We start from the raw sequence: 13524 nt of genomic DNA on the forward strand, positions 1-13524 counted from the left end.
GATAAAAAGAGCTATTTGTTCAACAAGTATATCAGTGGGAAGAGTGCTGCATTACTAATCTATTTTTTGTGAATAGGGGCCTGTTTTAATGCAATCATTTCTTCTTGGTAGTAGGTGAAATGAAAAATCGTTTATAAAATTCATCTATATGCTTTATCAAATCATTCATTTTGCTGCTTACGTTTTGAGAATCGATAAATTCAATGTTATTTTAATTCGATATTATTTTCTGTTGAGGGAGAATTGATAAATTTTCTCACACATATGGGACAGATTCCCTAGAATCGTATGGATGGCGTCATTTGTTGCAAATAACGTCATTTGTTGCAAATAATTGGATATGATGAAAAACAAAAATTATGAAATAGAGCATTTTGAATATTTTCAGGAATTGAGGGGGACAAAAGAAGAGATTCTATATTTCAAGACTGAGCGGCAGATGTATAGAAAAGAGCCTATCGGACTTGATTTTTTTCGTTTTTGTTGTTTGAAAGAGGGGGTGGCACGCATACTATCGATGGGGTTGCTTATGAAATAAACTGTAAGCAGTTACACATAGTCTTTCCTGGCCAGCTTCATAATTGGGATATTTGGGCAGGAACGAAATCACATACCGTATTTGTTTCCGGGCGACTTTTTAAGGCATTTGAGAATTTCTTTATTTATCCGATTGAATATTGTAAAAAGAATCCTGTGATGAACCTTTCGACTCGGATTTTTCAAGAGATGTTGAGAGAGTTTAGGGGATTGATCGAGAGCTTGCGTTCAAGCAGGGGATGAAGGAGATTATTTTTTCAAAATTCAGGATTATAGCATTAATGTTCAACCGAGAAGTTTTGGGAAAACTGAAACCCAAGAAAAAAGGTAAACTTGAACCTCTTCTCAAACGTTTTTCGTTGTTACTTTTAGCATTCTGTCGAGAGCATCGTTCGGTAAAATATTATGCGGATAAATTGGGGGTTTCTGCAAATTACCTGAATGTTTTCTGCAGGAAGCACCTCGATATGAATGCCAATGCTTTTATCGCGAAAGAAGTTGTTAATGTCATTATGTCTGAATTGCTGAGTACAGACAAATCGATCAAGCAAGTTGCTGTAGATCTTAATTTCAATGATCTGGCGGGTTTTTCCAATTATTTTAAAAGGCATAATGGATTATCGCCACGTCAGTTTTTGGAGCATTCTGGAATGCAAGAGGTTGAAGAATAGCGGTTGAAGTAAAAAATATAGTATACATCTGCCAAAACGAGCTGAGGCTGAGCCTTGCAGCTAATGGACTTTTAATTGCAAACGTGCATACTGCGCTATGTGAAGTAGCGCAATCTGCTGCGTGTTTTTTTGGAAAAGACATTTTAGTCAATGATGTTTTTAGGAATCCACTCCAATTCTTTACACTTGTTTTTTCGACCTATGAAGCCTATCCCTGGCCAAGGCATATGAGATGCGACCACAAGTGTTTGTTCTCGATAACAGCGATCAAGTATTTTTATCCGTGTATCCACAGCACAATTGAAATCAATATCCCATTGGGTTCCCCAATGAGGCTGGGAAACTAGGATAGGTGAATGTATTAGATCAACGAGATTTGTAATTGCGCTATTGTCGGATTTTATTGTATAGATGATATGTCCTGGGGTATGCCCAGCTGCTGATTCTGTATGAATGCAGGAAAATAGTTGGTCGCCCGGTTCAAATAGCTGCAATTTGACCTCAATACCTAGAAGTGTTTTTCGTATTAAATCGATGTTAGATTGACCAATTTCAGGATTTTCGCTCTTCGAAAAATCAGGATGATCTGACATCCAAAATTCAAATTCGCGTTTAGCCATGTAGTATGTTGCGTTTGGATAATTGGGTGAACCATCGACATTTAATATACCACCGATATGGTCCCGATGTGCGTGCGTAATGAGAATATCTGTGATCTTATTGCGGTCAATATCTGCTAAAAGCAGACTTTCTTTTAAATTTCCGGCATTGTCAGTGTCATAATGTCCCTCACCAGTATCAATGAGTATATATCGATCCTGTTGTTTGATCAACATAACGATAATAGGCGCTTGATAGTCCTTTGTTGAAAGTGAAAGCCTTTGCAGTTCCATTTCGACTAGTTGTGAGGGTATTTTTGGGGCAAGGGTAGGCTGTAATGTTTCTAGTGTAAAATAACCATCTGTCAGGAGTACAAGTTCGAGCGTGCCGAAGGGAATTTGGACATGGCCTGTTCTTTTAAGCTGTTTCATATTGCCAAAGTTGGAAAAACGGCTTGTAACAAGCTAATAGAGTGATGAAAATCAAACACAATGTAATAAATCAATAAAATATTTGTGTCAAGAAGCTGTTGGCTCAGGATTAGCGTTAAGCTGAATACTACTACTTTCATGAAAACTTAGTGTTAAATACGTTTTTGATTTTGGCCGGGCGTGATGTGGCCATTGTTGTGGAAAGTTAGGGAAGAAGTTGATCTGTCTACAAATAACTATTCCATGTTTTAGATTAGAGATGTTGTGAATGTTATAAAAAAAGAAAGTGATGGAATAATTATGTTAATAAAAGACAATTAACAAAGCTTTATTTTTGATTTGAGGGATAGGTTTTTTTCATACGGTTACCCAAATCCTAGTTTATCGAATATGCCCAATTTGGTTGTTGGGTAAATTTCGGAAAGTTTAAATGGCTATTGAACTTTACCTGTAGATAATTTGATGAAACAGGAAATTGGGTAGAAAAAATGTGATTAGTTTGGTTCGGCAATTTGTCGAACCATTTTTTTGTACCTAAATGATTGGATTGCTGCTATCAGTTGAGAGAAAAATAATATAGATTCATATTACTCCGCCCTTTTCTTTCACTACCGTAATTTTTTGTAAGTTAGTAGAAGTGAAAGAGAGCTATTTTATATATCGACAGTGCAAGTACGACAAGTAAATGTTTGAACAATTCAGAAATAAATTCCAACTTGATGACGATAAATGGAACGAATATATAGATTGCTTCCATCGCATTGAAGTTCCTGCCAAAACCATACTTTTGAACGAAGGCGAAGTTTCCAAAAAAATGTTTCTGATTGAAAAGGGGGGGATTCGTGCTTGGTTCAATAATGATAGTAAAGATATTACTTCCCAATTTTTTTTTGAAAATGAAACTGTTGGCTCCATTGAAAGCTTCCGGAAAAATATTCCAAGCCAGACCAATATAGAAACCATCGAACCAAGCGTTTTGTGGTGGGTACACAAAACCGACCTAAACAGGATAATCGAAGAAATTAAAGAAATTCCACAGTTACGGGATATGCTTATAGATAAAATTTTTGAACGGACATTCGATTATATGAATTATTTTTTCTCAATGGTCAAAAATACGCCGCAGGAACGCTATATTAATTTGCTAAAAGAAAGACCCGAAATTATAAAACGTGTTCCGCAACATTATATCGCTTCTTATCTCGGGATTTCTTCGGTCCATTTAAGTCGGATAAAAAGTATATTGGCAAAAAAGCGGATTTAATAACAAATGTTATCGCCTGCTGAAGTATCGGTTTTTAATTTTGCTGCATAAAATTTAGACAAAATGAAAGCAGCAGTAGTATTGAAAAAAGGCGAAATGCCAAAATATGTAGCAAACTTTGCCGAGCCAATAGTGCAAAATGAAAACGAATTATTGATTTCGGTGAAAGCATCTGCCGTGAAAAACCTTGACCGGATGCAGGCAAGTGGAAAACATTATTCCACACAAGACGAAGTGTTTGCAGCAAAAGTGGTCGGTGGAGATGGAGTTGGGGTACTAGTAGACGGTACACGTGTTTACGGAATTGGCGTTAGTGGAATGATCGCCGAAAAAGCCGTTGTTGAAAAAAAACGTACGGTAAGACTACCCGAAAATATTGACGATGCAACAGCAGCAGCTTTACCAAATGCAGTAATGGGCTCAGCTTTGGCATTACGTTTCAGAGCGGGGTTGCAAAAAGGTGAAACCGTACTTATTAACGGTGCGACAGGTGTTACCGGCAAAATTGCTGTGCAAATTGCCAAACATTACGGTGCAAAAAAGGTGATAGCGACAGGAAGAAACGAACAGTCTTTAAACGAATTATTATCATTAGGTGCAGATGAGATCATTTCGTTGAAACAAGACGATGAAGCGTTTATTACACGACTAAAAACCTTGCAGCAGCAAAATCCAATTGACGTGGTTATTGATTACTTGTGGGGAAAAAGTGCAGAGCTGATCTTATCGGCATTAAAAGGCAATGGCGGATTTTCGCACCATACGCGTTACGTTACTGTTGGCGGAATGATGAGCGATTCAATTACGTTGTCATCTTCCATTTTACGCAGTACAGATATTCAGCTTTCAGGCTCGGGTTTAGGTACCTGGAGACCGGAAGAAATAAAGTTATTGATTACCGAAATACTTCCCGAAATGTTTCAGCTTGCTGCTGACGGAAAATTAGAAATCGAAACGGTAAATATTCCACTTAAAAACATTGAAAACGCTTGGGAAATGAATATCGATGGAGGCAAACGCTTAGTTGTTTTAATCTGAAAAATGCAGTCGTTAACTATTGATTTTGGCCTTTGGGTGTTTAATTTTTTATGTTGTCTTTACCATCAAAGTTGACTGATAAGCTCCTTTGATGGTAAAGACAACAGTTGATTGAAATATATGGTAATATATCTCGGTTTTCTATAATTGTTTACTGCGCCGCTCCAATAACCACAGGCCATAAGGGGTTCTGAACGAGTAAACGGCCCTTGCTTTTATTGATTTCATCTTGGGGAACAGGATACCAATAATACTCTTTTACCCACCGCCGGTTTTCTACGGATGTCCGTTTGTAGAAAGAATCGGGGTCACCTAAAGGTTTTACTGTTGTGGTATTCTGACCGTAAGTTTGTTGTACATTGTCAAAACCGTTCATATTCATTCCGGTCATACGTGTCATATCACCATCAACTCCGCCTTTGTCTGGTTGATTTACGCTTACAGGATCACAGATCATCCATCGGCGCATGTCAAACCAGCGCTGTCCTTCGCCTAATAATTCAACATGTCTTTCTTGAACAATCGCTTTAAACTGTCCGGCTTTATTACCGATAACACCGGTTTTAATACCGCTTGCTTCCATTTCTGCATAACCCGGTATCCCGGCGCGTTGCCTTACTTTGTCTATATATTCGATAATTTTTGGATCGTTGGGATTAATTTCGTTGAGGACTTCGGCGTAATACAAGTAGAAATCGGCTAAACGGAACAAAATAGAAGGTCGTGCCCAGGAAGTGTAAACGGTGAATGGAGTACCTGGTGCACCGGCGACGTTAATGGAACTAATTCCTTGTGCGATACGTCTGTTTTTAAATTTATATAGTAAATACCCTGCTCTTGGCCAATTCTCGCCACCGGCGATTCCCGAAGGTTTACCGCGACCGTACCATTGATAGTATATACCATTTGGATTATTATGCTCATTTGCATGAATATGCCAACTTTTTCCATTGTAGCCCACTGTAGCATAAAACCGGGGCTCCCGGTTGGCATACATATTGAAAATGTTTTGATCCGCATGATTATTGACATGGGTAGGGTTATTGACTGTCGTGAATCCATTTTCTTTGTAATTCGATCCGGCATCATAAATCGTTTTGCCATTGCTCATAAAAAATGCGTCTACAGACTCCTGTGAGATGCCTACGTTAGCAAAATTAGTGGGGCTTGCGTAGAGATCTACGGGATTAGAGCGGCGCTCCTGATTATTGGGATTACTATAATCGTTGTATCCCGTTGCCCAAATAATTTCATCATTGTACTTTTGAAATAGTTGATAAATAGATTCATTGGGATTGATCTCCTGCACGCCGGGGTTAGCAGGATCGGCCGGATAATACTCGATATGTAATTTGTGACCGAGACCATGCGCATAGTCCAAAAATTCTTCTAGACGTTGTTTTGCGGTTTGTATCTTTTGTGGATTATAGTCTGGTAATAAACGGCTCCCATCGGGATTGACAATGGCTAAGCTTTCGGTAAATCCACCGTTAAAAAGCTTGGAAGAAGCATATACCCAGAGCTTAGCGCGCAATGCACGTGCTGCGACAAGTGTCGGACGTACCATACTGCCCGTATCATATTGATTTGTACTGACATTACTTTTGATAGTGGCAGGTAGATTTCCTGTATTGATCAACTCTGCCAGTAGGCCGTCGATGTAGTTGATCACATCATCCATCGGGGCACGGGCATAGTCGAGATTCTGATCTTCCGGATCCGCCAGATCGGTTATTAATGGTACAGGACCATACAGTTCCAGCAGGGTAAAATAGGAATAAGCAACAAAAAAGCGGGCTTCATCCTTCATGCGATCTACTTCAGCCTGAGGCAAAGCATTATTGCCTGAACCCGAGATTGCATGTGCACGTTGGATAAAGATTAATGCCTGACGGATTTGCATATATTGAGTCGCCCAACGGTGATAACCAGCATTACCAGCGGTGTAACCCGATACCATCAGATTGCGCGCAAAGTTAGCGACAATCTCTCCGGAAATGGCAGACCAGGGATTGCTCATTCTGTCGGCAGAGGATGAGTTTTTGGAATATTCAATGATACAGTTAAAGATATTTCCGTGCCAACGTCTAGTGTATGCGGCATTTTCAAATACTCCTTCAATCGTCAGGTTGTCGGCAAGTTCAGAGGAGACATCCAGGTATTTCTTGCAGGACGTAGATAATGTAGTCGTCGCTATTGCGAGACAGATAAGAGCCTTATTAAATATTTTCATCGTATTAAACAGATTAGAAAGTAACGTTTAAACCAAAGGTCCATGTTGAGCTGATCGGATAACGCGAACCCGAACGTTCAGTGACCTCAGGATCCCAAAATTTAACTTTATCCCAGGTGTGCAAATTTTCACCCTGTATATATAAGCGGACAGTATTTAAATGCATCTTTTTGACAAATTCTGATTTTAGTGTATAGCCCAATTCGATATTTTTGAGACGGAGGTACGACGCGTCGCGGTACCACCAGGTGCTGTTGCGTGTATTATTACCATTGTTGGCAGTACTCAATCTGGGAAACAGCACGTTTTGGTTATAAGGGTCGGCATATGTCCAGCGGTCCATCGCCTCTTCGCGCAACGCAGCGTCGTTGACCGAACGTGCGAACGGAAAAAAGTTTTCTGTTTTTCCCAACAGATTTGTCGAAAAGCGACCAGCTCCCTGGAAAAATACACCGATATTCAACCCATGCCATTCTGCATTAAGTCCAAAACCATACACTATTCCAGGGGTAATGTTGGAAGAGAATAGACTGTTGTACGTTTGATCGTAGTTGTTAATCAAACCGTCTCCGTTCAGGTCCTTATATCGGATGTCTCCGGGAGCAACCGCAAAACCAGGGTTTGCGAGGCCCGATTTAAGCTGGTACGTTTGCGCTCCATTCGCTTGGTTGACTGTAATGTCGAAATCATCCGGAGTATATAGGCCATCGGCAATATATATAAAGGGTTTGCCGATGCTTTGGCCTGTGTAGGCTTGATAGGTATAAGACGGTGGGATTTCATCAAACTCAACGACTTTATTTTTGGTATAAGTATAGTTTAGACGCGCACTTAAGGTGACTTCATTGACCTTTTGTGTCCCCGTTATATTCATATCGAGTCCGCGATTGTTTGTGCGTCCAAAATTCTGCATCGGAGCAACCTGCAAACCTGCAGATGTTGGCAATGTACGACGGCGCATTAAAATATCAAAGCGTTCATTGTAGAAGAAATCTATGGTCGCATCGATCCGGTTTTTGAATAGGCCAATATCAATTCCTGTATTAAATTTGTTTTCCTCCTCCCATTTAAGTGTCGGGGTGGCATAATCGCTCTCTACGATACCAGCACCGGGACTTCCTGAACCCTGCCCGTCGCCTACACCAGCACCGCCGGTCCAGGAAAAGTTATAACCCGCGGCTCCTTCATTCAGTTTTTCTCGATAAGGGAAGCGCGAAAGATCATTTGCTAGTACATCATTTCCCGTTTTACCATATGATACCCGAAATTTTAATTTACTGACGATTTGCTCCAAAGGTTCCCAAAATTTTTCGTGGCTTACCCACCAAGCCGCACCTATGGAAGGAAATAGACCCCAGCGATTGCCCATGGCGAAGTTCTCACTTCCAGTCATTCCCATGCTTGCTTCAAGTAGGTAACGTCCATCATAGCCATAGGTACCACGGGCAACAATAGACTGTTTACGGTACGGAAGCATTTCAAGACCATTGCCTCGATTCTGGTATTGTTTTTCCTTTTGGTTATAGAGGACTAATCCCGATACATCATGTTTTCCCAGTGTACGTTTGTAATCCAGGGCTGTTTCCAGATAGATATTGCGTTCTCCTGAACTTCCTGCTGCCGCCGGATTGGAAAGTGCTGCACCACCACGAATCTGGCTAAAGACGAGATTCCCGTTTGCATCCCTTGAATTGGCATAATAGGATCTTGCCTCTTTAGTGCGGTTGGTACGACCCTGTGAGAGGTTGTCGAAACCAACTGCTCCACGCCAGGACAATCCTTGGGTAATCACATCCAGCGCTTGTGTCAAGTTGATTTTGGATTGTAAGGTCACTTCTTGATTTCGGCTATACCCCATGTTGTTCAGTAAGTTGTAGGGGTTGGCTCGCTCCCCGGTTCCAACTGATCCTGCAGAGTAGACCGGATGTTCGGCAAAAGTACCATCTGAATAGACCATTGGAAACAAATAACGTGGCGCCAAGGTGATAATGCTCCATAGGTTATCCGCTGTTTGTATCGGTGCATTTTGTTTAACAAAGAAACCTGCTAGATCGACTGACATTTTTGTTGTCGAAGTCAAGTCCATGTCTATATTGGAGCGTAGGTTGAAACGTTCGTATTTTAGATTCGCATTGTAATTTTCGACCGTATGTGAATTGTAAAGACCGTCTTCCGTATAGTAGGCTCCTGAGCTGAAAAAGCGGACACGATCGCCACCGCCACGGAAATTTATTGTATATCTTGAAACATTCGTATTTGGTTTTAAAAGATCCAGCCAATTGGTATTTGGATATAAATCCGGGTCGGCTCCTGTTAAGTATTTTTCTAGCGTTTTATCGTCGTAAGTTGGTAACCAGCCTGAGGTTGGATTTCCTTTTTCGTTCCAGGTTGCTTCATTATACAAACTTAGGGTTCGATACGAATCCAGTGAACTGGGCAAACGTAGTGGCTTACGGATAGCATGCTGTAAATCGGTGGAAATAACTGTCTTCTGTGGCATACCCCGTTTTGTGGTAATCAGTACTACACCATTGGCACCTTCGGCTCCATATACTGCCGTGGCTGAAGCATCTTTAAGCACGGAGAAAGTCTCGATATCTTCTACGGGTATGTTGCTCATATCGGATTTACTGCGCGGTACACCATCAATAATAATCAGCGGGCTAGTACCACCAGCAAAAGAGCTTACCCCACGGATCCAAAAATTCGAGTCATCGTATCCAGGTTCTCCCGAAGGCTGTATCGCAACAATGCCCGGGACCTGCCCGGCAATGGAGTTAGATAGCGAACGTCCTGTAACCGCGAGATCTTTAGCGGTGATGGTGCTGATCGAGGCCACCAGACTTTCTTTTTTTTGTTTACCAAAGCCGACGACGACAACCTCGTCCAAATTGGATGCACTCTCTGTCAAACGGATGTTGACCGTGTTTTCTTCGGGTTTTAAGATATGTTCTTCCGTAATATACCCTACATAAGTAAATATAAGGGTATTTCCAGGTGCAGCCTGTATGCTATATTGTCCTGAGGCATTGGTATTTGTTTTTGCTGTTTGGTTTTTGACAGAAACAGTGACACCAGAGACCGGATTTCCTTTGCTATCCGTAATAAGACCTGATACTTTTGCCTGTTGTGCAAATAAGCCAAAAGGGGCACAAAGTAGGGAGAGGGATAGCAGATTTCGGTGCATAAAGCGGGTGCTAGTTGCAAATATTGTTTTTTCGCTCATCTTCATAATTTTGTGATCTTCATTATTCTAGGGTAATGGTTACTGCGGCAGGAGACACCTTGGTATCTAAAGTGAATACATAGGTGCGGTTTACGCCCAATGAGCGGTTGCTACCTGTCGAAATGATTGGCGCTCCTTTGCTCAGATTACCACTGGAAGTTTTTAACTCAAAACGTGCCGATCCTCCTGCAGAAGTTGGTTGTCCAGGATTACCATATAAGGTTTGTACTAAATTGAGCGCAAAGTAATTGTCAAAGGACCGGCTGTTTTGATAGAATGCTATACCAGCAGTACTTCCCGAAACATTGCTCAGAAATAGATTTTGACCAGCGATTAGTTTAATTTGATAGATACCATTTCCAAGCGGTGCCATGGCAACATTCTTTTCGGGATTCCATAATGCCCCATTAGCCGTCGCCGAAGGAATACCAAACCGTTCAGCAGGTGAAGATCCTGCCTGATCTCCAATGCCACCGTTTATCCATACAGCCCCGGTTTTACTTATAGGATCAAAATCGGCCAGCATATTCCCCTGCATAGGTTCAATCTTAAAATATTTTAATGCCTGATGGGCCGTTATACGATACTTTCCATCAGTTGCCCTAAATCTGTAGGAGCCATCTCCATTGTTGGATAAAAAGCTTGGGTCAATCCACCAATTCGCAATATCAAGTATGCCATCTAAGCTAATGGATTGATTTTGTTTGAATTCGGCCTCTATGACCGCTATACTGTTTACGAAATTTGGAAAATCAATCCCCCCGAACGCTGGTTTTAGAAAAGGGGAGCCTTCAAAACTGCGCGTATCAAATGAGACGGTAAAGACGGTGCCCGGCGCCCGAACAATTTGAAATGGAATAGAATCTTTATCGGTGGCATAAGCACTGATCTCAGTTCCGCCAAATAAAAGGGTGTTTCCATTTTTCCCGTAAGCAGGGGCTTCAATCAAAGCATTCAGTTTTGTATTTGGGAAAGCTGCACTGACTGCGTATTTATAGGATTCTCCGGGTACAGGCTCCATTCGGTAATTTCCATATGCAGTTTTGAGTGTCAAATATGGGAATTTAGGTCGGGTGACTTGAATTGGAACCATAACTGTGCTGTAGTTAAAATTCTTATTTTTCACCATAAGTTGTATTTCTGCTGGACCATCCGCTATTCCTTTGGTAAAAGGTATTTTTAATCTGTTGCGGTAGCTTCCGGCTTCTTTCGCTGGAATGATGCTTTCTGCGATCTGTTCGCCATTCCGGAAAAAAGTCGCTTTGATGGTATTGATCGGATACTCCCCCTTAATTGTAATATCCAATGGAATGCTGTCACCCAAATAAGCTACTTCGGCCGTTTGGTACGAAGTAATACCCGGGGTGTCAATTTGGATGTCTTCTTTGCAGGTATAGAGAGCCGAGGATACCCCCAGTATCAGAAAAAGTTTGGTTTTTCTTCTCATGACATGTGTTAATTGATTGGTTATTTTATTCAGTTTATCTTAGGTTATATACAAGCTGTAGTAACAGCCTTCTCCAGGATGTTATGGTTCCTTAATTCTCATATGGATGTTATAGGTTTGCGTTTAAAAATTGGCTATTTGTATTTCGGGTGACAGTGCTGTGAACCTGAAAATATTTTGCAACGGTTATGATACAAAACTAATGGTCTCGAAAATGAAATGGAGATGAACTAAAACAAAAGTGAGATTTTCTTGTTGTTGTTTTTTGTTTAATGTTTTGTTTTTTAGGTTGTTGTGTTTTGTTTGATTTGAAAAAGAAGTAGTGATTAGTGAGGTTTGACCTTTAAATAAAATAGTTTGGACTAAATTCCAATACGTGGTTTTTTTGTTGGTCGTAGCTAAAAATAAATACTGTGATCTACTTTTTTTTGACTTGATTTAATATTTAAACTATTTGTAGTGAGTTGGTTATGTTTAATTTTTAAGACTGGTTTTCTCATTTTTTCTTAGGTCTATATGTTGAAGGTTCCTGAAATGATAAATTTGCCTGCAACGGATTGACTTAAACTTCTGTGTCAATCAATAATATCAATTTTAAACCTCGATAAAACTAAAAAATGAAACAACGCAATTGCCGTTTAATGTCATTACTGATTTCGTGCCTATTTTATTCTTTTGTACAGGCCTCACCCGGACGTGCCAAGGATCAAGTTGACTTGTATGTGACCACGCAGGATAAAAAACAAGATTTGAAGAGCATACGGATCGATGCAAGGGTACAAAAAGATGTAGTTACTACGATTGTGCTAGATCCAAAGATCCGTTTTCAGCAAATGGATGGTTTTGGAGCCGCAATAACGGGATCTACCTGTTATAATTTGATGCAGATGCAGAAAAAAGATCGTCAGCGTTTTTTAAACGAAACTTTTAACCCCCAAAAAGGTTTTGGTCATAGTTATATACGGATTTCCATTGGCTGTTCAGACTTTTCGCTCAGTGAATATACCTGTTGTGATGAGGAAGGCTTGGAGCATTTTGCTTTACAGAATGAAGAATTGCATTATGTTTTACCGATGTTAAAAGAAATTTTAAAGATCAATCCCGATATCAAAATTCTTGGATCTCCATGGACGAGCCCACGTTGGATGAAGGTTAACAACCTCGTTGATCTGCTTCCATTTAACTCCTGGACTAGTGGTCAGTTAAATCCCCGTTATTATACAGATTATGCTAAGTATTTTGTTAAGTGGATTCGTGCATTTGAGGAAAACGGGGTGAAGATACATGCAATAACGCCGCAAAATGAACCGCTTAATCGAAAAAATTCAGCATCTCTGTTTATGGGGTGGATGGAACAGCGGGATTTTGTGAAAAGCTTGGGAGCGGAGATAGCATCCGCTGGTCTCCATACAAAAATATATGCGTTTGATCATAACTATAATTACGATAACATGAAAGATCAACAGGGATATCCTCTACATATTTATGCAGATAGCCTTGCTTCGAAATATCTTGCCGGTGCGGCATATCATAATTACGGGGGTAAACGAGATGAGCTGTTGCATATACACGATGCCCGTCCTGATAAAGGACTCCTATTTACCGAAACCTCCATCGGCACTTGGAATAAGGGGCAGGATTTTGCTTTGCGTCTGATCGAAGATATGGAAGAGGTAGGTTTGGGAACGGTAAATAATTGGTGTAGCGGAGTTATGGTTTGGAACCTGATGCTGGATTCGGATAGGGGACCATGGAGAGAAGGAGGGTGTAAAACCTGTTATGGCGCGGTAGATATTGACCGTAAAAACTATAAATCAATTTCTAGAAACTCTCATTACTATGTCATTAGTCACCTCTCCGCTGTTGTGAAACCTGGAGCGACACGTATTGGGACGAAGGCTGTAGCGGCCGACGGACTTATACACGCGGGATTTCAGAACAGTGATGGTACGATGGCTCTGGTGCTGTTAAATAAAACAACAATGGAAAAAATCGTTACCATCTCGGATCAAAGAACACAATTCACCTATACGGTACCACCTAAATCGGTCGTTTCCTATCGTTGGGACTAACACGC

General features: G+C 40.7%; 9 protein-coding genes. 5 read left to right on the forward strand and 4 right to left on the reverse strand.

The window, feature by feature from the left end; translation table 11 throughout:
- The first annotated feature begins 340 nt into the window (after positions 1-340).
- Positions 341-538 (forward strand): hypothetical protein, encoded by a 198-nt coding sequence (locus GVK91_RS00820; protein ID WP_159726444.1) that lies wholly within the window; start codon positions 341-343, stop codon positions 536-538.
- A gap of 238 nt (positions 539-776) precedes the next feature.
- Positions 777-1208 (forward strand): helix-turn-helix domain-containing protein, encoded by a 432-nt coding sequence (locus GVK91_RS00825; RefSeq protein WP_159726446.1) that lies wholly within the window; start codon positions 777-779, stop codon positions 1206-1208.
- Positions 1209-1351: 143 nt separating this feature from the next.
- Here GVK91_RS00825 and GVK91_RS00830 read toward each other — a convergent pair whose 3' ends face one another.
- Positions 1352-2239 carry an MBL fold metallo-hydrolase gene (locus GVK91_RS00830; RefSeq protein ID WP_159726448.1) on the reverse strand — a complete coding sequence of 296 codons (888 nt, stop codon included), beginning with the start codon at positions 2237-2239 and terminating at the stop codon, positions 1352-1354.
- Between the two features lie 685 nt (positions 2240-2924).
- Between GVK91_RS00830 and GVK91_RS00835 the strand changes: the two genes are divergently transcribed.
- Together GVK91_RS00835 and GVK91_RS00840 are read left to right on the forward strand one after the other, a co-directional pair.
- Positions 2925-3503: a Crp/Fnr family transcriptional regulator gene (locus GVK91_RS00835; protein ID WP_159726450.1), complete on the forward strand. Its 579-nt coding sequence runs from the start codon at positions 2925-2927 to the stop codon at positions 3501-3503.
- A 63-nt stretch (positions 3504-3566) separates the two neighbouring features.
- On the forward strand, positions 3567-4541 hold the full coding sequence (locus GVK91_RS00840; protein ID WP_153844694.1) for a zinc-binding dehydrogenase: 975 nt from the start codon (positions 3567-3569) through the stop codon (positions 4539-4541).
- Between the two features lie 151 nt (positions 4542-4692).
- Here GVK91_RS00840 and GVK91_RS00845 read toward each other — a convergent pair whose 3' ends face one another.
- From GVK91_RS00845 to GVK91_RS00855, 3 genes are read right to left on the reverse strand one after another with little or no spacing between them, the layout of a single operon-like run.
- A complete protein-coding gene (locus tag GVK91_RS00845; RefSeq protein ID WP_159726452.1) occupies positions 4693-6774 on the reverse strand; it encodes a RagB/SusD family nutrient uptake outer membrane protein in 2082 nt (693 codons plus the stop codon).
- Positions 6775-6787: 13 nt separating this feature from the next.
- Positions 6788-10000 carry a TonB-dependent receptor gene (locus GVK91_RS00850; RefSeq protein WP_235032733.1) on the reverse strand — a complete coding sequence of 1071 codons (3213 nt, stop codon included), beginning with the start codon at positions 9998-10000 and terminating at the stop codon, positions 6788-6790.
- A gap of 22 nt (positions 10001-10022) precedes the next feature.
- Positions 10023-11447 (reverse strand): DUF5125 domain-containing protein, encoded by a 1425-nt coding sequence (locus tag GVK91_RS00855; RefSeq protein WP_159726456.1) that lies wholly within the window; start codon positions 11445-11447, stop codon positions 10023-10025.
- Positions 11448-12064: 617 nt separating this feature from the next.
- Here GVK91_RS00855 and GVK91_RS00860 point away from each other — a divergent pair.
- Positions 12065-13519 carry a glycoside hydrolase family 30 beta sandwich domain-containing protein gene (locus GVK91_RS00860; RefSeq protein ID WP_159726459.1) on the forward strand — a complete coding sequence of 485 codons (1455 nt, stop codon included), beginning with the start codon at positions 12065-12067 and terminating at the stop codon, positions 13517-13519.
- Positions 13520-13524: the final 5 nt, after the last annotated feature.

The sequence above is a fragment of the Sphingobacterium sp. 18053 genome (assembly GCF_902706145.1).
GTDB lineage: Bacteria > Bacteroidota > Bacteroidia > Sphingobacteriales > Sphingobacteriaceae > Sphingobacterium > Sphingobacterium paramultivorum.

What these genes read in the sequence shown, in the direction of transcription:
- GVK91_RS00820 (WP_159726444.1), top strand. Translation starts at nt 341, where the DNA reads ATGATGAAAAACAAAAATTATGAAATAGAGCATTTTGAATATTTTCAG.
- GVK91_RS00825 (WP_159726446.1), top strand. Translation starts at nt 777, where the DNA reads ATGAAGGAGATTATTTTTTCAAAATTCAGGATTATAGCATTAATGTTC.
- GVK91_RS00830 (WP_159726448.1), bottom strand. Translation starts at nt 2,239, where the DNA reads ATGAAACAGCTTAAAAGAACAGGCCATGTCCAAATTCCCTTCGGCACG.
- GVK91_RS00835 (WP_159726450.1), top strand. Translation starts at nt 2,925, where the DNA reads ATGTTTGAACAATTCAGAAATAAATTCCAACTTGATGACGATAAATGG.
- GVK91_RS00840 (WP_153844694.1), top strand. Translation starts at nt 3,567, where the DNA reads ATGAAAGCAGCAGTAGTATTGAAAAAAGGCGAAATGCCAAAATATGTA.
- GVK91_RS00845 (WP_159726452.1), bottom strand. Translation starts at nt 6,774, where the DNA reads ATGAAAATATTTAATAAGGCTCTTATCTGTCTCGCAATAGCGACGACT.
- GVK91_RS00850 (WP_235032733.1), bottom strand. Translation starts at nt 10,000, where the DNA reads ATGAGCGAAAAAACAATATTTGCAACTAGCACCCGCTTTATGCACCGA.
- GVK91_RS00855 (WP_159726456.1), bottom strand. Translation starts at nt 11,447, where the DNA reads ATGAGAAGAAAAACCAAACTTTTTCTGATACTGGGGGTATCCTCGGCT.
- GVK91_RS00860 (WP_159726459.1), top strand. Translation starts at nt 12,065, where the DNA reads ATGAAACAACGCAATTGCCGTTTAATGTCATTACTGATTTCGTGCCTA.